The 18,844-nt window shown below is 67.4% G+C and carries 15 protein-coding genes; 6 read left to right on the top strand and 9 right to left on the bottom strand.

From position 1 onward, the window contains the following. Positions 1-49 precede the first annotated feature (49 nt). Genes AC1DX5_RS23325 through AC1DX5_RS23315 form a run of 3 tightly spaced genes read right to left on the bottom strand, consistent with a single transcriptional unit; the run spans position 50 to position 2,789 of the window. Positions 50-1,429, bottom strand: coding sequence for an MFS transporter (locus AC1DX5_RS23325; protein ID WP_478017652.1), 1,380 nt, complete (start codon positions 1,427-1,429; stop codon positions 50-52). After that, positions 1,426-2,343: an amidohydrolase family protein gene (locus AC1DX5_RS23320; protein ID WP_478017650.1), complete on the bottom strand. Its 918-nt coding sequence runs from the start codon at positions 2,341-2,343 to the stop codon at positions 1,426-1,428. The genes AC1DX5_RS23325 and AC1DX5_RS23320 overlap by 4 nt, the downstream gene beginning before the upstream one ends. After that, positions 2,340-2,789 carry a carboxymuconolactone decarboxylase family protein gene (locus tag AC1DX5_RS23315; protein ID WP_478017648.1) on the bottom strand — a complete coding sequence of 150 codons (450 nt, stop codon included), beginning with the start codon at positions 2,787-2,789 and terminating at the stop codon, positions 2,340-2,342. The genes AC1DX5_RS23320 and AC1DX5_RS23315 overlap by 4 nt, the downstream gene beginning before the upstream one ends. A 340-nt stretch (positions 2,790-3,129) precedes the next feature. Here AC1DX5_RS23315 and AC1DX5_RS23310 point away from each other — a divergent pair, with 340 nt between their 5' ends. After that, the gene (locus AC1DX5_RS23310; RefSeq protein ID WP_478017646.1) at positions 3,130-3,903 is read left to right on the top strand and encodes an SDR family NAD(P)-dependent oxidoreductase; all 774 of its coding nucleotides are present in this window, start codon (positions 3,130-3,132) and stop codon (positions 3,901-3,903) included. Between the two features lie 5 nt (positions 3,904-3,908). Here AC1DX5_RS23310 and AC1DX5_RS23305 read toward each other — a convergent pair whose 3' ends face one another. Genes AC1DX5_RS23305 through tcuA form a run of 4 tightly spaced genes read right to left on the bottom strand, consistent with a single transcriptional unit; the run spans position 3,909 to position 9,811 of the window. Further along, a complete protein-coding gene (locus AC1DX5_RS23305; RefSeq protein WP_478017684.1) occupies positions 3,909-5,387 on the bottom strand; it encodes an aldehyde dehydrogenase in 1,479 nt (492 codons plus the stop codon). Positions 5,388-5,389: 2 nt separating this feature from the next. Next, complete coding sequence (locus AC1DX5_RS23300; protein ID WP_465170352.1) at positions 5,390-6,805, bottom strand: MmgE/PrpD family protein; 1,416 nt, start codon at positions 6,803-6,805, stop codon at positions 5,390-5,392. 28 nt (positions 6,806-6,833) lie between these two features. Then, the gene (locus AC1DX5_RS23295; protein WP_478017644.1) at positions 6,834-8,240 is read right to left on the bottom strand and encodes an MmgE/PrpD family protein; all 1,407 of its coding nucleotides are present in this window, start codon (positions 8,238-8,240) and stop codon (positions 6,834-6,836) included. 32 nt (positions 8,241-8,272) lie between these two features. Beyond that, on the bottom strand, positions 8,273-9,811 hold the full coding sequence (gene tcuA, locus AC1DX5_RS23290; RefSeq protein ID WP_465170354.1) for an FAD-dependent tricarballylate dehydrogenase TcuA: 1,539 nt from the start codon (positions 9,809-9,811) through the stop codon (positions 8,273-8,275). 186 nt (positions 9,812-9,997) lie between these two features. On the opposite strand from tcuA, the gene AC1DX5_RS23285 reads away from it, so the two are divergent. Next, a complete protein-coding gene (locus AC1DX5_RS23285) occupies positions 9,998-10,942 on the top strand; it encodes a LysR substrate-binding domain-containing protein (protein ID WP_465170355.1) in 945 nt (314 codons plus the stop codon). 298 nt (positions 10,943-11,240) lie between these two features. Here the strand turns inward: AC1DX5_RS23285 and AC1DX5_RS23280 are convergent, their stop codons facing one another. Then, a complete protein-coding gene (locus tag AC1DX5_RS23280) occupies positions 11,241-12,416 on the bottom strand; it encodes a mandelate racemase/muconate lactonizing enzyme family protein (protein ID WP_478017681.1) in 1,176 nt (391 codons plus the stop codon). Continuing rightward, positions 12,416-14,071, bottom strand: a complete 1,656-nt coding sequence (locus AC1DX5_RS23275; RefSeq protein ID WP_478017642.1) for a GMC family oxidoreductase — start codon at positions 14,069-14,071, stop codon at positions 12,416-12,418. Before AC1DX5_RS23275 ends, AC1DX5_RS23280 begins: the two co-directional genes overlap by 1 nt. A 174-nt stretch (positions 14,072-14,245) precedes the next feature. Here AC1DX5_RS23275 and AC1DX5_RS23270 point away from each other — a divergent pair, with 174 nt between their 5' ends. The 4 genes from AC1DX5_RS23270 to AC1DX5_RS23255 form a co-directional block, all read left to right on the top strand. Continuing rightward, a complete protein-coding gene (locus tag AC1DX5_RS23270; RefSeq protein ID WP_478017640.1) occupies positions 14,246-15,733 on the top strand; it encodes an aldehyde dehydrogenase in 1,488 nt (495 codons plus the stop codon). Between the two features lie 112 nt (positions 15,734-15,845). Further along, positions 15,846-16,583 (top strand): cyclase family protein, encoded by a 738-nt coding sequence (locus AC1DX5_RS23265; protein ID WP_478017638.1) that lies wholly within the window; start codon positions 15,846-15,848, stop codon positions 16,581-16,583. A gap of 39 nt (positions 16,584-16,622) precedes the next feature. Beyond that, complete coding sequence (locus tag AC1DX5_RS23260; protein WP_478017678.1) at positions 16,623-18,308, top strand: thiamine pyrophosphate-binding protein; 1,686 nt, start codon at positions 16,623-16,625, stop codon at positions 18,306-18,308. Between the two features lie 4 nt (positions 18,309-18,312). Beyond that, positions 18,313-18,844: carboxymuconolactone decarboxylase family protein (locus AC1DX5_RS23255; RefSeq protein ID WP_478017635.1), on the top strand; the 532-nt coding region annotated here is incomplete at its 3' end.

Genomic DNA, 18,844 nt, shown 5'->3' with positions numbered 1-18,844 from the left:
TGTTTCACTCGAGGCGGCCGGGCCGCGCTGGTCCCCGCGGCGGCACGGCTCATTTGAGGTCGTCCAGGCTCATCCGTGCCGTCTCGCGCGTCGCGGTCAGCCACAGCAGGAAGGCGATCAGCGCGCAGGTCCCGACCACGCCGAACACGACGCGAACCGACCCGCTCTCCGCCAGGATGCCCCCGACGATCAGCGGGGTGAGCATCGACGCGCCGCGCGCGGTCGCGCTGGCCATGCCGAGCCCGACCGCCCGCAGCCGCGTCGGATAGCTTTCCGCCGTATAGGGCCAGACGATCAGCGATCCGATCGAGATCGACAGCGCGCCGAGCACGACCAGCGCGATCAGCACCGTGCGCGAATCCGGGATATGGACGGCGAGCGACAGCAATGCGACGGCGGCGATCAGCGTCCCGCCCAGCGCGAGCGGCCGCCGCCCGGTATGATCCATGACCGCCGCGACGATCGGCGAGGCGAACAGGTACAACGTGCTCGAAATCGCCGCATAGGCGAGCGCGTCGGCAACCGGGATCTTGAACTCGCGCACATAGATTGACGGGACCCAGGTCGTCAGGCCGAAGGTGGCGAAGGAGGTGAAGAACCACAGGCTGATGATGATGATCGAACGCTTGCGATAATCGCTGGCGAACAGCGCCTTCACCCTGGTCGGCGCCGCCGCCGGGGCCTTCCGGCCCCCCGTCGCCAGTTCGGCGTCCACCGCGATCGGCGGGCCGCCGAGCTTGGCGAGCGCGCGGTTCACGTCGTCGATCCTCCCGAGACGCGCCAGCCAGCGCGGCGATTCCGGCAGCAGGAGCACGACCAGCGGCAGCAGGGCCAGCGGGATGACGCCCAGCCCGAACAGCCAGCGCCAGCCGAGATGCGGAATGACGATCGCGCTCGACTGCGCCGCCGCCGCGTAGCCCGCCATGCAGATGAACTGGAAGGTGCCGAAATATCGGCCGCGGATGCTCGTCGGGGCAAGCTCGTTGATATAGGTGATCGCCACCGGCAGCGCCCCGCCGATCATGACCCCCTGGACGAAACGCAGCACGATCAGCGTCCAGTAATCCGGGCTGATGGCGCAGCCGATCGCCAGCAGGCTCATCAGCGTCATCGCGACCAGGAACACCGGCATCCGGCCGAAACGCTCCGCCAGCATGCCGAGCAGCATGGCGCCGACGAACTGCCCGGCATAGCCGGACGAGATCAGCGCCCCCATCGACACCGGCTTGAGCTGCCATTCGGCGGTCAGCGACGGCATGACATAGGAAATCGCCACGCTGTCCCATGAATCGAACAGCATGATGAAACCGAGCAGGATCGGCGGAACAAAGCGCAGGCGAACGGAGCGCAGGTCGTCGAGCACATGGCCGACCGCGACCTCTGCCGTGTTCGCGCCCCCGACCGGGCCCGTTGCACCACCGCCGCTCATCGGGCGTACACCGCTGCGGCGGTGCCGTTCAGGAAGCGACGGCGTTCGCCGTCGTCCAGCGCGTCGGCGGCCGAACGTGCCATCGCCGCCTTCACCTCGTAGCTCTTCTCGCTCTGGCCGAGATCGGATCCCCACATCAGGCGATCGGCTCCGAAGCGATCGGCCAGTAGCCGGACGAAGCTGGCCGGCACCATTTTCTGATCGGCGAGTCGATCGAACACGATCTCGGTCACCTTGAAATACATGTTGGGCATCCTCTCGAACATCGCGATGGTGGTCCCGATTCCGTAATCGGGTGGGCCGGGCAGCGTCGCGTCGAAGCCATGCTCGCGATATTTGCCCATTTCGGGATTCGACGCCGTGTGCGCGGTACCCACATGATCCAGGATGATGCGCAGGCCCGGAAACCGCTCGGCGACGAATTTCAGTGCGGGCAGCACCCAGGGCAGGTGCAGCCGGAAGACGATGATCGCGACCGGAATGTCGAGATCGGCGGCCGCGCGCCAGCACTCCAGCGCCGCCGGCGAGTTCATCCAGCCGGTACCATAGTCCTCGAACCGGGTCTGGGCGAAGCGTACGCCGCGCACCCCGTCCTCGCGCACCATCCGCCGCAGCACCGCCGGCGTCGCCGGGTCCTGCGCATCGAGGATGACGACCGGCACGAAGCGGTCCGGGAAACGCCGGCCGGAATCGATGATGTAGCGATTGTCATAGCCATAGACATGGCCGCGCTGGACGATGCACGCCTGCGCCACGCCGTGGGCATCCATCTGCCCGATCAGCCAGTCGGCCGTGACGCTATAGGTCATGGGCGTGACGCTGGTGGTGCCGCGCATCGGCGACGGCGGATAGGCCACCGGATCGTCCGCGATGAGATGCGCGTGCGTGTCGAATAGGGGGAGGGGCACACTCACCAGCCGCTCACCGGCTGATCCTCGGTCTGGACCCCGCCGACCGCGGCCACCCGCGCGGTCATCATGTAGCTGCCGATCAGAATGACCAGGTCGAACACGAACCGGTCGCTATGCAGCGCGCGCAGGGAAGCCAGCACGACATCATCGGGCGAGACGTCGCGCACGACGGCGTCGACAAAGGCGATCAGGGCCAGATCCGGCGCGGCGAGCAGCGAGGGATCGCCGCCCAGGACCGCTGCCTCTTCAGCGGCGCTCAGGCCGGCGGCGCGGGCCAGGCCGCGATGATGGAACAGCTCATAGTCGGAACCCTGCAGGTGCGCGACCCGCAGGATCGCCAGCTCGCGCAGCCTGGGATCGAGGTCGCACTCGATCGTGGCCCGGCCGAGAGCCGCCTGGGCGGACCAGAGCTGATCGCTGGCGTGCATCGCCATGTGCGAAACGTTCAACAGGCGCCGTTGATTGGCGCCAAAGACCCGTTCATGCTTTTCCGGTGAAAGAGTATCGAAGGACGGATAGGGAATCCGGCTATACTTCACCGCACCGGATGCAGACGACTGTTCATCGATCATCGCGGACTCGACTATATCGCCCCTTATCCGCAACTCGACCCCTCCCCTCTATATTACTATCGCGCGCCGATATACTCGATCAGCGAATTTGGAGTTGATACCGCACCCCTTCTGCGCGAAGCCGATGGGACCGGGAACAAGTCTCCGCGAGATCGTAGGTGGAGCGCCCCTTTCGACACAAGACCGGAAATCGGACCCATCATAAGGAGAGCGTATAGTGACTGAGACAAGCTTCTCGCTGGCCGGGCGCAAGGCGCTGGTGATCGGCGCCGACTCCGGCATCGGCCTAGCCTGTGCGCGCGCGATCGCGATGGCCGGCGCCGACCTGGTGATCGGGGGCCTCGATGCGGCGAAGGGCGACGGGTTGGCGCGCGAGATCGGCGCGGCGAGCGGAACCTCGGTCAGCTATGTCGCGGTCGACGTTACCGAAGAGGATCAGGTCGCGGCGGCGGTCGCGACCGCGGTCGAGCGACTGGGCGGGCTCGATATCGCAATGAACAATGCCGGCATTCCGGGGCCGACCGGGGCGCTCGACACAATAGACGCGGCCGATTTCGACCGGTTGTTCGCGATCAACGTGCGCGGCACCTGGCTGGGCATGAAATATCAGGTGCCGGCGATGCTGGCGCATGGTGGCGGATCGATCATCAACCTGGCGTCGACGGCGGCGCTCACCGGGCTGCCGTTCGTCGTCCCCTATGCCGCGACCAAGCATGCGGTGGCCGGGCTGACGAAATCGGCCGCGCTGGAGCTTGCCCCGCGCGGCATCCGCGTCAACGCGATCGCGCCGGGCCCGGTCGATACCGGGCTGCTTCACACCATGCGCGCGGGCCGGCTGAGCGCCGGCGGCGCGCAGCCGCTGAAGGTACCGATGGATCGGGTCGCGCAACCGGAGGAGATGGCCGGCGCGGTGGTCTGGCTCGCGTCGAGCGCATCCTCCTATGTCACCGGCGCGATCATCTCGATCGATGGCGGCGTCGTCGCGCAATAAAGCAATCAGTCAGCGAACGGGTCGGGCGGGATCTCGGTCGAAAGATCGATGACGACCGTCTTGACCTCGCTGAACTCGCGCAGGGCGTCGATCCCGTTTTCGCGGCCTATGCCGCTCAGCTTGAACCCGCCATAGGGCAGCATGAAATGAACCGGGCGGAAGGTATTGACCGAGACGAGCCCACTCTCGATCCGGTTCGCGACGCGGTGCGCGCGTGCGACATCATTGGTCCATAACCCCCCGACCAGGCCGTACTCGCTGTCATTGGCGAGCGCGATCGCTTCTTCCTCGCCCTCGAACGGCATCAGCGCGACGACTGGGCCGAACACCTCTTCCCGGGCGAGCCGGGACTGATTGTCGACCTCGGCGAATATCGTCGGCTCGACGAAATAGCCGCGATCGAGGCCGGGCGGGCGCCCGCCGCCGACCAGCAGCCTGGCGCCGCTCTCGCGGCCGATCGCGATATAGCTCTCGGTCTTGTCGCGCTGCTCGGCCGAGGTGTGCGGCCCGATATGAGTCTTTGGATCGAGCGCGCCGCCGACCCGGATGCGCCCGGCGCGCAAGGCCAGCTCGCGCGCGAACCGGTCGTAAACCGGCCGCTCGACGAACATCCGCGACGCCGCCGAGCAGGACTGGCCGGTCGAGCGGAAGGCGCTGTGCACGGCCACCGAGATCGCCTTTTCCAGATCGGCGTCGGCGAACACGATGAAGGGCGACTTGCCCCCGCATTCGAACGAACAGCGCTTCAGGTTGACGCTCGCCGCCGCCATGATCCGCCGCGCGGTGGCGTGCGACCCCGTGAACGACACCTTGTCCACGCCGATATGCCCGGACAGCGCGGCGCCGACCGAGCCGTCGCCCGGCAGGACGTTGACCACGCCCGGCGGAAACCCGGCCTCCCCCGCCAGCCGGCCCAGCGCGAGCAGGCTCGCGGGCGTTTGTTCGGCGGGCTTGAGGATCACGGCATTGCCGGTCGCCAGCGCCGGGCCGAGCTTCCAGCAGGCGAGGAGGATCGGCGAATTCCACGGCAAGATCGCCGCGACCACGCCGACGGGTTCGTGTCGCGTATAGGCGATCGCATCGGCACGGAACGGGATCTGCGCGCCGTTGAACTTGTCGGCCGCGCCCGCGAAGAAGGTTAGCCAGTCGGCCGCGCGCTGCATCTCCCCCACCGTGTCGCGGAGCGGCTTGCCATTGTCGCGGCTTTCGATTTCGGCCAGCACGGCCGCGTCGCGCCGAACCAGATCGGCAAGCCGGGCGATCATCGCACCGCGCGCCGTCGGCGCCATGTCGCGCCACGCGCCGCGCAGCGCGGTTCTGGCGGCGGCGACCGCAAGGTCCACATCGACCGCGTCGGCGACCGCCACTTCGGCCCATATCTCCTCGGTGGAGGGATCGATGCTGCGGATCGTATCGCCCGAATGCGGCGCGACCCATTCGCCGCCGATCAGCAGGCGATCGAACGTCCCCGCGCCGCGCAGCATGCTCACGAGGCCTTCAGCATCCCGGGCACGCCGGCGGCGACGGTCTGCACCAGGCTGGCGACCGTCGCGCTGCCCGGCATCGCCCCCATCGCGACGCCGGTGTCGCGCGCGCTATCGCCGAAATACCAGCGCGTGTTGCGGGCGAACTTGTCGAGCACGTCGTCACGCGACAGCGCAGCCTCGGGCGAACCGGGGTGGAACGGCACATGCTTGAAATAGCTACGCCCCGCCGCCTCGACGGTCAGCCGCGCCGGGCAATGTTGCGGATAATCGGAAAGCGGGTCGACCGATGCCTCGACCAGCTGCGCGAGCCGCAGGATGCGCGGGTCGGACAGGCGCTCGGGCATGAAGGTCTCCAGCGCCACGTCGCCATCGACCAATGCCGCCGCCACGCCGAAATAGAGGCTGAAGCGTGCCTCGTGCGGCGTGCTCGGCGCTTTCTTCCGGTCGCGCGGTTCGGTGACGAGCGTCAGACCGGGCTCGGCCAGCTGGCACGCGATGCCGGTGATCTCATCGACCGTCACGCCGTCCCGCGCGAAATCCGCGAGGATCTGCTTGGCGGCTTCGATGAACGCGTGAAGCAGCTGGCAACAGGGATAGGGCTTGTACGCCGTCTCGGGCAGATACCAGCGCGTGCCCAGCCCCTCGCCCGCCTTGGCGAAATCCAGGTCGCCGGTGACCGGCGTCAGATGAGTCTGGAAAAAGCCGAACTTGCCCTCGAAGACGCTGTCCGGACCGGAAATGCCTGCCATCGCCAGATCGATCGCAAGCATGCCGGCATGGGCGCCCCACCCGCCATGCAGGATCTTGGCGGTCGAGCCGGTGCGGGTCGATTCCTGAATGCCGGAGGCGAAGGTGCCGCAGATGCCGAGCGCGTCGCCGATCTGCGCCGGGGTGGCGCCAGCCAGGCGGCCGATCGCCGCCGCGACACCAAAGGATCCGATCAGCGAGGAGGTATGGTAGCCCCGCTCGAGGAAACGATCGCCGCCGACGAAACCGAGCCGGATCATCACTTCATAACCGACCACCGTCGCGTCGATCGCCTCGGCCAGTGTCGCGCCCCGCGCCTCGGCGGCGGCGAGCACCGCGGGCACCACGGTCGATCCCGGCCGGGCGAGCGACGAGCCGTGCTTGTCGTCCATCTCCAGCGCCTGGGCGAGCGAGCCGTTGACCAGGGCGGCCAGTTCCGGCCGCGACCTGGCATCCAGCCCGAACAGCGACGCGCCCGTCCCCGCGCCCCAGGCGCCCGCGAGCTTCGCCGCTGCGGCACCGCTCTGTTCCCGGGGATTGGCGCCCGCGATGCATACGCCGATCGAATCGACGATGTGCCACAGCGCCGCGTCGCGCACGGCGGGAGGAATCGCATCGCGCGTGAGCCCGACCGCGTAGTTGGAAAAGGCTTCGGCCAGCATCGTCATCGTCGGTTTTCCCTATGGTGGAGGATGGTCAGCGGACCTGCTGCAACACCTGGCCCAGCCGCTGCGACGGAGCCGCTTCATTCTCCAGATTGTCGATGATCTGCTCGACCTCCGTCACGGCGGCGGGGAGCAGCACGCGGCCGGCGAGATCGCGGAACTTGTCCCGGAGCGCGTCTTCCGACATCGGGTTGCGCCAATGGCCGGAACGATAGGTCTGGTCGGCCCTGTGCTCGGTGCCGTCCTTCATCGTGACCGCCACGCGCACCGCGCGCATCTCATGCTTGCCGCCAGCGTCGAGCTCGGGATCGACATAGACCTCGATGCGATTGGCCAGATCGATGATCGTCGGATCGCGCAGCTTGTCGTCGCTATATTGGTCGATAAAGGCATTGCCTTCGAGCAAGGTAACCGCCGCCGTGTAGGGCAGGTTCATCTGCGCGGCGATCGTCTCGCCATTGGGCACATAGGGCCAGCCGCAATGGACATGGACCATGTCGGTGGTGCCGATGCGCACCTTGGCGACATCGCTGCCATGAATGCCGGTGCGCGCGATGATCGCGCGCAGCGCATCGACCGAGGTCTGGCTGGAGGCGAGCGACGAATAGCGCTTGAAGCCGTTCTTGCGCATCTCCCAGTCGCTGCCCAGGCCGTTGATCGCCCAGCTCAGGTTGTATTCCGACGAATAGGTCGAACAGAAACCCCCATAGGGCGCCTCGAGCACGTCGCGCACGCCGGTCAGCCCTTCGCGCGCACACAGGGCGGCGATGATGCCGTTCTGCGATGCCTTGCCCGAGTGGAAACGCTTGGCCATCGCGCCGAACTGCGCGGCCATCAGCCCCGCCGCCTGGGACCCGGCCAGTCCTAGCGCACTGACATATTTATCGGTGTCGAGATCGAGCAGCTTGGCGATCGCCGCCGCCGATCCGAAGGTGCTGGTGAGGCCGCACGGGTGGAAGCCGCGATGGAAGGCCGAGGGGCTGACCGTATTGCCGATCCGCGTGCCGAGTTCGTAACCGGCGACGACGGCGCGGATCACGTCCTTGCCGTCGAACGCGCCGAACGCGCCCTCGGTGCAGGCGAGCACGGCCGGGATCACGCCCGCGCCGTAATGCGACATCGACTGGTCGTGGCAATCGTCGAGTTCATAGCCTTGCGCGGCCGTGCCGTTGATGAAGGCGACGCCCAACGGATCGGCCTTGACCTTCATCCCCCAGGCACTCGCCGTCTGCGCCTGGCCCAGCAGACCGACGGTGCGCACCACCGCCTGAGTCCATTCCGTGTCCGCGCCGAACAGGCCGCAACCCAGGCTGTCGCGAATGCACTGCTTGGCATTGACGATCAGATCGTCGGGCAGATCCTCATAGCGCAGCCCGGCGGCGAATTCGGCGATTTCGCGGGTGACGCCCGGCACGGCGATCTGGGTTTCGGCGTTCATGCGGACTCTCTTCTGGCAGGGGATGGAAGCGTTCAGGCAGCGGATGCGGCTGGGGCCGGGGCCGGCGATGCCGACCTCGCGGTCGCGTAGGCGGCGGCGCTCGTCCCGGCGAGGCGGCCGAACACCGCCCCGCTAGTGAGCCCGCTGGCACCCGGATAGTTGAAGTAGAATATGCCGCCGACCATCTCGCCGGCGGCGAACAGGCCCGGGATCGACTGGCCGTTGGTGTTCATCACTTCGCCCTCGGTCGAGATCTTGACCCCGCCAAAGGTGAAGGTGACGCCGCAGGTGACGGCATAGGCCTCGAACGGCGCGGTATCGATCGCGCACGCCCAGTTGCTGCGCACCACGCCGTTGCTGGTCGCGCTGCGGCCGTCCTTGATATTGGGATCGAACGCCGCGTCGGTGTCGATCGACGCGTTGAATTCGGCGACCGTCGCCAGGAACTGCGCCTTGTCGATCTCCTCGATCTTGTCGGCCAGCTCCTCCAGCGTGTCGGCGCGGACCTTGGAGACGTTGCGCGTGCGATATTCGTCGCGCAGCAGATGCGAGACCTTCGAATCGAACACCTGCCAGGCCAGCTGGCCCGGCTGGGCGAGCACTGCCTGGCCATATTTGGCGTAAGTATAGTTGCGGAAATCGGCGCCCTCGTCGACGAAGCGCTTGCCTTCGCGATTGACCATCACGCACAGCGGATAGCTGTGCCGCTGATATTGCGGGGTCAGCGCCAGATCGCCGAAATCATTCGCGTTGCGCTCCCACGACACGGCGTGGCAGCCCGACCAATGACCATAAGGCTGGGCGCCGGCGTCAAGCGCCATGCGCAGCCCATCTCCGGTATTATAGCGAGAGCCGCGCACCTTCGCGAGATCCCAGCCCGGCCCGAGATAGCGCGTGCGCCATTCCGCATTGGCCTCGAACCCGCCGCAGGCCAGCACGACGGCGCTCGCGAGGATCTCGCGCTCCTGCCGGTCGACCGCGACCCGCACCCCGGTCACCTCGAGGTCGCTGCGCACGAGATCGCGCACCCAGGCATCATAGACGATCTCGATGCCGCGCTTTTCCGCCGCGCGGTACAGCGAGTCGACCAGGCCCGGCCCGCCCGCCTGCACCGCGATCGTCGCGCCGCCCCAGAATTTGAAGCGCCCGTCGACCCGATAGGCCTGGCGCCCGAAATTGGGGAAGAAGCGCACGCCCTGGTCGCGCATCCACAGGATCGTCGCGCGGCTGCGCGTCACCAGCAGGTCGCACAATTCGGGATCGGTGCGATATTGGGTGATTTCACCCATATCCTCGAAAAACTTGCCTTCGGTATAGGTGCCGAAATCACTGACCGCGCATTCGGCGTCGGTCAGGTCGGGGCAGAAAGCGCGGATGTCGTCCGCGCCTTCATAGACGGTGCGCATCAGCCCGTCGGTATAGGATGTGTTGCCGCCCCGCTCACTCTCCGGGGAGCGTTCGAGCACGAGGACCGATGCGCCCGCATCCGCCGCGCTCAGCGCCGCGCACAGGGCGGCGTTGCCGCCGCCGACGACGATCACGTCATATCTGCGATCGAGACTGTTCCGCATCCCCGCCCTTTTCCGCAGGCAGCAGCCGACCGGCGCCGACGCACCCGACTTTCTGCAACAATTTCAGCGATGCAGCGCGCTATTCGCGCTGCCGACGGGGATCGTTCTAGCGAGCGGGGCTATGCTTGCACGAAATATTATGGCATCCTAGCATGCGATGAAAACATTGTCGGGGATGCGTGAGCCTTGAAGCTTCAGCAACTGAGATACGTCGTCGAGATCGTACGGCACGGCAATCATCTCTCCGCCGCAGCAGAGTCCCTGAACACGTCCCAGCCGGGGGTCAGCCGGCAGATTCAGCTGCTCGAGCTGGAGCTCGGCTTCGAGATTTTCATCCGTACCCGCAACCGCATCATCGGCCTGACCGAGCCTGGTGAAGTGGTGTTTTCGATCGCGCAGCGCATCGCGACGGACGTTGCCGCCCTGAAGCGGCTCAAGAGCGACATGAATTCGGGCAATGGCGGCGTCTTCACCATCGGCACGACGCATTTCCAGGCGCGCTACACGTTGCCGCGTGTCGTCGAGCGGTTCGTGAAGCAATATCCCGACGTGAAGCTGGTCATGCGGCAGGGCGATCCCGAGGAAATCTGCCAGATGGTCGATGGCGGCGACGTCGACCTGGCGGTGGGGACCGAGACGATCCGCGAGTTCCCCAATCTGGTGAAACTGGACGGCTTCCAGATCAAGCGCATGATCGTCGCGCCGATCGGCCATCCCCTGCTCAGCGTTTCCGAGCTGACGCTCGCCGAAGTCGCGAAATATCCGATCATCACCTATGACACGCGCTACAGCGGCCGCTGGAAGGTAATGAAGGCCTTTACTGACGCGGGGCTGGAGCCGCGCGTCATCATGAGCGGCATCGATGCCGATGTGTGCAAGACCTATGTCGCGCTCGGGCTCGGCATCGGCATCCTGTCCGACCTGGCGTTCGATCCGGAACGCGACACCGGCATCGCGACGCGCGCCCTGGGGGATCTGGTGCCGTCCAGCACGGTGCATGTCGTGCTGCGCTCGAACACCTATCTGCGTCCCTATCTGCTCGAATTCATCCGCTCGGTCGCGCCGCACCTGACGCCCGGCGTCGTGCGTCAGGCCGTGCAGAATGTTCACAACGCGCGTAGCGCCGCCTGACGGCGGCGGGTCGGGGATGGAGAAGGGTTCGCGCTGAGGCGCGGAGATGATCCGTCTCCGGCACATCCCTGCGCCCTTGATTCCGCGCGAACCCTTCTCCGCCGATCCGTCCTGGAGCAACCTGTGCTAAATCCGGTTCACCTCTTCGGTTCCCCGGCGAAGGCCGGGGCCCAGTTGGGGGACGATCCTGAGCGGAGTTGCGCGTCGTTACTTCAGCTTTCCCAACTGGGCCCCGGCCTTCGCCGGGGAAGCCAGGAAGAAGGAGGTACCTCGCAGCGCATATTCAACGCGTTTCGCTTCAGCGCCTCACCTCTTCGTGCAGCAGCGTCATGCGGCGAAGCGCCTCCTCGTCGAGCGTCAGCCCCAGGCCAGGACCCGTCGGTACCGCCACCGCGCCGTCGACGATCGTGAAACCGCCGTCCGCCACCAGCGGATCCGGCCCCAGCACGCCGGCGCCGAACACGAATTCCGCCGCGCCGAAGGTCCGCCGCGCCGGCACCGCCGCGCAATAATGCGCCGCGGCCGCCGCCTCGAACTGCGAAGCGACCGCGAGGCCACCGCAATTGATACCGATATCGAAGGCGTCGGCGATCGCCAGCATGCGCCTGGCCGGCGTCAGCCCGCCGACCTTGTACAGCTTGATGCAGAATATATCGACCGCGCCGCTGCGCGCGAGCTCCGCGGCATCCTGGACGGTGAACAGGCTTTCGTCAGCCATGATCGGCACGCCCCGCGCCTGTGCGCGGATCGCCGCCAGCCCGGCGAGGTTGCGGCGCTCGACCGGCTGCTCGCAATAGCCGACGTCCATGTCGTGCATCGCATCGAGCGCGGCGACGGTTTCAGCGACGGTCCAGCCGGTGTTCGGATCCACGCCGATCAGCACGTCCGGCCCGACCGCCTCGCGCACGGCCGCGAAGTTGCGCACATCGGTGCGCCATCCACCTTTGCCCGCGGCCTTCAGGCAGAGCACGCGCATGCCGAATTCGTCGGTCGCGCGGCGCGCATCGTCAATCATGCGCGCGACGTCGTCGTACAGGCTGACCGACCATTCGAGCGGGATGCTGTCGTGCGATCGCCCCCCGAGCAGAACATGGACGGGCACACCCAGCACCTTGCCCAGCGCATCGTGGAGCGCGATGTCGAGCACCGCCCGGGCAGCGGGGTTGCCCGCGAGCCGCGAGGTCATCAGCGCGTCGTTCGCCTCGAAATCCGCCAGCCGCCGCCCGATCAACAGCGGGCCGTAGATGTCGCGGATCGCCGCGACCACGCTGTGCACGGTATCGGCGACGAAATGGCCCGGGCTGATCGGCCGAATCTGGGCCACGCCGACCACGTCGTCCGCATGGATCTTGACCAGCACGGGCTTGCCGAGCAGCTGCTCCGGCGGGCCGGTATCGTAGCTGCCGCTGGAGAAGGTCCGCTTCAGCCGAACCGGGAGTTCGGTGACATGGATCTCGATCCGATCGATCGCCATCACGCCACCGCCCTGTGATCGTTGCGCCAGCTGTTCAGCACCATTTCCGCCCCGCGCTCGCCGAGCGCGATCGTCGGGGCGTTCGTGTTGGAGGAAGGGATCGTCGGGAAGATCGAGGAATCGATCACGCGCAGCCGGCCGACGCCGCGCACCCGAAGCGCCGGATCGACGACCGCGGCATCGTCGGTCCCGGCCTTGCAGCTGCCGACGATATGCCAGGTCGTCTGGGTCGTCTCACGAATATAGTCGCGAATCTGCTCGTCGGTGACGGTGTCGCTGCCGGGGCGCGTCTCGCGCACGATCATCCGCTGCATCGCCGGCGCGGCGGCGATCCGGCGTACTGCCTTGATCCCGGCGAGCAGCACCTCCGCATCATGCGGATCGTCCAGATATTTCGGGTCGATCCTGGGATGCTCCGCCGGATCGGCCGAGCGGATATGAGTCCAGCCGCGCGACCGCGGCCGCAGGCCCATGACGCCGATGGTGAAGCCGGAATGCGCATCCAGCCCATCCTGCGGGCGCCGCGCGTAGCGATCCTTTCCCGAGAAAGGCTGGAGCTGGAGCTTCAGGTCCGGGCGCGGTTCTTCAGGCGAGGATCGCATCACGGTATGCGCCACGGCGGAGCAGATCGACAGGAGGCCCTTGCCGAGAAGCGCGAACTTCAGCCCTTCCCTGATCTTCACGGTCGGGCGCTGGAGCGCATCGTTGATGGTGATCGGCCGGGTGCACTCGAAGGTCAGGCGGGTGTTCGGATGGTCGAGCAGGTTTTCGCCGACCCCCGCCAGATCGCTGACGACCGGAATGCCGTGCTCGCGCAGCAAAGCTGCCCGACCGATCCCGGAATGCTCGAGCAGCGCCGGCGAATGGACCGGACCGGCCGACAGGATCACTTCCTTGCGCGCCGCGATCCGCCTGAGCTCCCCTCCGCGGCGAAGTTCCACGCCGGTGGCGACGCCATCCTCGATCACCACGCGGGTCACGAGCGCATCGGTCATCACCGCGAGGTTTTCGCGGTTGCGCGCGGGCTTCAGATATCCCACCGCCGTCGACGAACGGAAGCCGCGCCGGGTCGAATATTGCAGATAGGACGCGCCTTCATAATGGCCGTCATTATAATCCTCGACGATATCGAAGCCTGCCTCCCCGCTCGCCTGCACATAGGCATCGGCCAGCGCGCCGAAATGCTTGAGGCTGGTGACACCGATCGGCCCGTCATGCCCGCGGGTCGCGGGGTCGCCGGGGGCATAGCTTTCCATGCGCTTGAAATAGGGAAGCATGTCGGACCAGCCCCAGCCCGGCAGGCCCATCGCCTCCCACGAATCGAACTCGCCCGGATCGCCGCGCACATAGACGCAGCCATTGATCGAGCTCGACCCGCCGAGCATGCGCCCGCGCGTCCACAATTGGGTGCGGTCGTTGAGCGCCGCCTGCGGCTCGGTCACCAGCGGCCAGGTATGGGCGGGGTCCTTGAGCAGGTTCACCACCATCAGCGGGATATGGATGTTGATGCTGGTGTCGCGCGGGCCTGCCTCGATCAGCAGCACCCGCTCGCGCCCGTCCTCGGACAGCCGGGCCGCGACCGCGCATCCCGCCGATCCGGCGCCGACCACGATGAAATCGAAGTCGCCCGCAAAATTGTCCCGCGAGCTTGTCATTGCATATCCCCAGACCGATCCATCGCCCGAGCGGGATAGGCGTCGACAGCCCCGCCGCACCAATATGATTTTCCGGTTCACGATGCCCTGGCGGCATGCCGGAGAGGGAAACGGTATTGGAAAGCATATCGTTCGATCCGCTTAACCCGGCCCAACGACCCGCAGGAGAGACGCGTGCCGAACCCTTTGCCCGCTTATGGGCTTTATATCGGCGGTGCGTGGGTCCCGGCGAGCTCGGGCGAGGAATTCCCGACACTCAACCCGTTCCGTCAACAGCCCTGGGCCATGATCCAGCAGGCGAACGAGGCCGATGTGGCACGCGCGGTCGCGGCGGCGCGCGAGGCGTTCGAGACGCATTGGTCGCGCACCCCGGGGGTGGAGCGGGCGCGGCTGATGAACCGTCTGGCGGACCTGCTCGAGCGCGACGCGGACCGGATGGGCACGCTCGAAAGCACCGATAATGGCAAGATCGTGCGCGAGACGCGCAGCCAGATGCGCTTCGTGGCGCGCACCCTGCGCTTCTTTGCCGGCTATGCGGACAAGCTGTGGGGCAAGGTAATCCCGCTCGATCGCCGCGACCTGTTCGATTATGCCACGCTCGAGCCGCTCGGGGTGGTCGGGCTGATCACCGCGTGGAACTCGCCGATCGCGCTGCTCGGCAACAAGCTGCCGGCGGCGCTGGCCGCGGGCAATTGCGTGGTGGTCAAGCCATCCGAGCACGCCTCGGTCACCACGCTCGAATTCGCCAGGCTGGTCGAGGAAGCGGGCTTTCCGCCGGGCGTGTTCAATGTCGTCACGGGCGACGTCCGCACCGGGCAGGCGCTGGTCGCCGGCGGCGGGCTCGACAAGATCAGCTTCACGGGCAGCGGGCGCGCCGGGCGCGAGATCGCCGCCGCGGCCGGGCGCAACCTGACGCCGGTGGTGCTGGAGCTGGGCGGCAAATCCCCCAACATCATCTTCGAGGACGCCGATATCGGGAAAGCGACGGTCGGCGCGCTGGCCGGGATCTTCGCCGCGACCGGCCAGACCTGCATCGCCGGATCCCGGCTGCTGGTGCAGCGCTCGGTCTATCCCGGCATCGTCGACGCGCTCGCGAAACGCGCGGCGCGGATCCGGCTCGGCGATCCGCTCGATCTTGCGACCGAGATGGGAACGGCGGCGAACGAGCCGCAGTTCCAGCGCATCCTGTCCTTCATCGAGGGCGCGAAAGTCGAGGGTGCGCGGCTCGTCGCGGGCGGTGGGGCAGCGACCGGCGACGGCCTCGGCGACGGGCTGTTCGTGCAACCCACTATCTTCGCCGATGTCGACAATGGCATGGCGCTGGCGCGCGAGGAGATTTTCGGGCCAGTCCTTTCGATCATCCCGTTCGCTGACGAGGAAGAGGCGATCCGCATCGCCAATGACACGCCGTTCGGGCTCGCCTCCGGCATCTGGACGCAGAGCCTGAACCGCATGCACCGCGTGTCGGCCGCGCTGAGGACCGGCATGGTCTGGGTCAACACCTATCGCGCCGTCGCCGCGCAGACCCCGTTCGGCGGCGTCAAGGAAAGCGGGGTCGGGCGCGAACGCGGCCAGGAGGGGCTGATGGAGTTCCTCACCACCAAGAATGTGATGATCAACCTGTCGGAAGACGATCGCGATCCGTTCGCGGTGCAGACCTGACCTTGGCCGGAATCGAGATGGAATGACGATCGGAGAGATCATGAGCACAAGCATCGTCGGTCGAGCGCGCGGGTCTGTGGCCCGAAACACCGCGGGACGGTGAGCGGCCGATATGTGCGATCGTTGCGACCAGACCGCCAGCGGATGGCTTGGATGGAGAGCACTGCCGGCGCCGGCCGGTTCCAGGCCGGACGGCGACTGGATCGACCTGAGCCACGCCGTGTCCCCGGCGATGCCCTGCGCGTCGATCTTCCCCGCGCCCAGCTTCGAGCGGCTGCGCTCCCTCCCGGTCGACCCCTTCAACGTCACCGAGATCCGCATGGTCGCCCATGCCGGCACGCATGTGGATGCGCCGATCCATTATTTCGCTGATGCGCCCGACGCCGCCTCGATTCCGTTCGACCGGCTGCACGGCCCCGGCGTGGTGTGGCACATCGAGGCCGAACGCGACGAAGTGATCGGCGTCGCGACGCTCGAGCGATGCCGGCCGATGCTGCGCGAAGGCGATATCCTCGCGCTCGACACCGGATGGGCACGCCGGTTCGGCACGCCCGATTATGATCGCCATCCGAGCCTGGACGCCGAGGCAGCGGCATGGCTGGTCGCGCGCGGCATCAAGATGCTCGCCTGCGACTTCGCGACGCCCGACCTGGTCTATCACCTGCGCGCGCCCGGCTTCGACTGGCCGGTGCATCGCACCTTGCTGGCGCGCGGCATCCTGATCTGCGAGCATCTGACCGGCCATGCCGCGCTCGCCGGCGCGCGGGCGGAGTTCCGCTTCGGCGTCTTGCCCATCGTCGGAGGGGATGGTGCGCCCGCCCGCGTCTACGCCCGGCGGATCGCGTCATGAGGGCCCGGAGACTGCCGCGCCGCGCCGGGGGGACTTACCATCTATAGCGCGACCGATCCCGCCGCATCATCGACGACCGGCCACCATTATCTGGCGGACTGGATGGATCAGTGCGGGGTCAGCCACTTCTTTCACATGCCCCTGCTCGCTCCCCGGGCGATCAAGGCGATGAGCGCGAAGGGCGTGCAGCCGATCGCGGCGCATTCCGAAGCCGCGGCGGCCTATATGGCGGACGGCTATGCGCGGGCATCGGGTCGGGTCGGCGTGTGCGGCGCGCAGGCGATCGGCGCCGCAAATCTCGCCGCAGGGCTTCTCGACGCGCTGATGGCCCATGCGCCGGTACTGGCGATCACCGGCGGCGGGCTTCCGCATACGCGGGAGCGCAATTTCTACCAGGAAGTCGACCAGAGACCGGTATTCGCCGGGCTGACACGGTTCGCCGCGCGGGTCGAGTCCGTCTCGCGCCTGCCCGATCTGCTCAACCAGGCGGCGCGCGCGGCCACCAGCGGCGCTCCCGGGCCGGTCCATCTCGAACTGGGCGGCTTCATGGGCGGCATGCTCGACGATGACGTCTCATCGCCGCACCGCCCCGAGCCGCACAGCGCCGCCGCGCCCTGGCTGCGCGCGCCGGCCGATCCGGCCGCGGTGTCACGCGCCGCGGCCCGGCTGAAAGCCGCCGCACGGCCGATCGTCATCGCGGGCTCCGGAATCCGGTCAAGCGGTGCGGGCGGCCGGCTGCGCAATTTCGTCGAGCAATGGCAGATGCCGCTGGCGACCTCGCTCGATGCGAAAGCGGCGCTGCCCGACGGGCACCCGTTGAATGCCGGGGTAACGGGCAATTATGCGCGCGACACCGCCAACCGCGCGGTCGCGGAGGCCGACCTGATCCTGTTCGTCGGCTCCACCACCGGCAGCATGGTGACCAGCGACTGGCAGGTCGCGCGTCCCGGCATCCCGGCGATCCAGATCGATGTCGATCCGCGCGAACTGGGTCGAAATTTCCCGCTCGAGGTGGCGCTGGCGGGCGATCCGGCGACGGTTCTGGACCAGCTGGCGCTGCATGCCGAAGGCGGGGCGCCGGAGCCCTGGCGTGCGCGGATCGCCGCCCTCCAGCGCGAATGGGCCGAGGCCGCCGCACCCGGCGAACGATCCGACGCCGTGCCGATCGTGCCGCAACGCCTGTGCCGCGATCTTTCGGAGGCGCTGCCCGACGGTGCGCTGGTGGTGGTCGATACCGGCCATTCGGGCGTGTGGGCAGCGCGCAACCTGTATCTCGACCGGCCCGGCCAGGGCTTGTTGCGCGCGTGCGGGTCGCTGGGCTGGTCCTATCCCGCGTCGCTCGGCGCGAAATGCGCCGCGCCGGAACGACCGGTGATCTGCTTCAACGGCGACGGCGCGTTCCTCTATCATCTTGCCGAGATGGAGACGGCGATGCGATACGGCATCGCCACGGTGACCATCGTCAACAACAACAATGCCTATAGCCAGGAGAAGCCGGTGTGGCACGAGAGCGCCGCGCTGGACGAGAACTGGCGCTTCACCCCGGTCAGCTATGCGCGCGCGGCAGAGGCATTCGGATGCAAGGCCTATCAGGTCGAAAAACCGGGCGACCTCGCCACCGCGCTCCGCTCCGCGCTGGCCGAGCACGGGCCGACCATCGTCGAGGTGATGACCGACGACCAGATCACCGCGCCGCCGCCATGGCGGCCCGCAACGCGAGGCTGAAGCCATGAGCCGATTCCCCTATCCCGACCCCGAGACGCTGTCGGAACAAAAGCGCCACGTCTTGACGGGCGTGGAAGGGAGGGTGCTCAACGTCTCGCGCATGGCGATGCACGCGCCCGACGCGCTGTGGCTGGCGCAGCGCCGCCTGGGCCGGGCGGTGGTGTTCGATTCGACACTCGACGAGCGCCTGCGCGAGATGCTGATCCTGCGCGTCGCCTATCTGTCGAACTCGGATTATGAACTGTTCCATCATCTGAGCATCGCGGAGAATCTCGGTGTCACCGCCGCCCAGCGCGACGCGATGCGCAGTGGCGATTTCTCCGGCCTGACCGACCGGGAGGCCGCGCTCGCGACGTTCGTCACCGAGGTGGTGCGCGACGTGTCGCCGTCCGACGCGAGCCTGGCCCGCGCGCGCGACTTCTTTCCGACCGAACAGCTGTTCGAAATGGTCGTGCTGTGCGGGGGCTATATGCTGACCGCGCGCATGGCCGCGCTCGGCGGCGTCGAACCCGACGAGACCGCCGTCGCGAGGCGAG

This window comes from Sphingomonas sp. P2_B6 (assembly GCF_056404755.1).
The sequence above is the reverse complement of the archived record's forward strand: the minus strand, read 5'-3'. Positions and strand labels throughout refer to the sequence as shown.